This is a genomic window from Streptomyces sp. 8P21H-1, from assembly GCF_013302945.1.
In genome coordinates, this window is the sequence record NZ_JABTYA010000299.1 from 1 (window position 1) to 242 (window position 242).

Annotated in this window: 1 protein-coding gene; it reads right to left on the reverse strand. The window is 70.2% G+C overall.

Features of this window, described 5'->3' with window-relative positions:
- On the reverse strand, positions 1-209 hold a 209-nt coding region (locus HO151_RS06330; protein WP_173895114.1), incomplete at its 3' end, for a hypothetical protein.
- Positions 210-242: the final 33 nt, after the last annotated feature.

A 242-nucleotide genomic window follows, 5' to 3' on the forward strand; every position in this document is an offset into this window, starting at 1 on the left:
GTGATCAACACCGCACCCGCACCATCCCACGACGGCACGTCACCGGCAGCATCGAACACGGATCCACCGGACTCCTCCGGCAGCCGCGACAGCCTCGGCACCAGCACCGCACCACCACGGACCGCGACCTCGGACTCCCCCGAGACCACCGCCGTCACGGCACGCTCCAGCACTTCATCCGTCCTGTCCTGCGACGCCTCCAGGTCCACCAGGGCGAAGCGTCCGGGGTTCTCCGCGAGCGC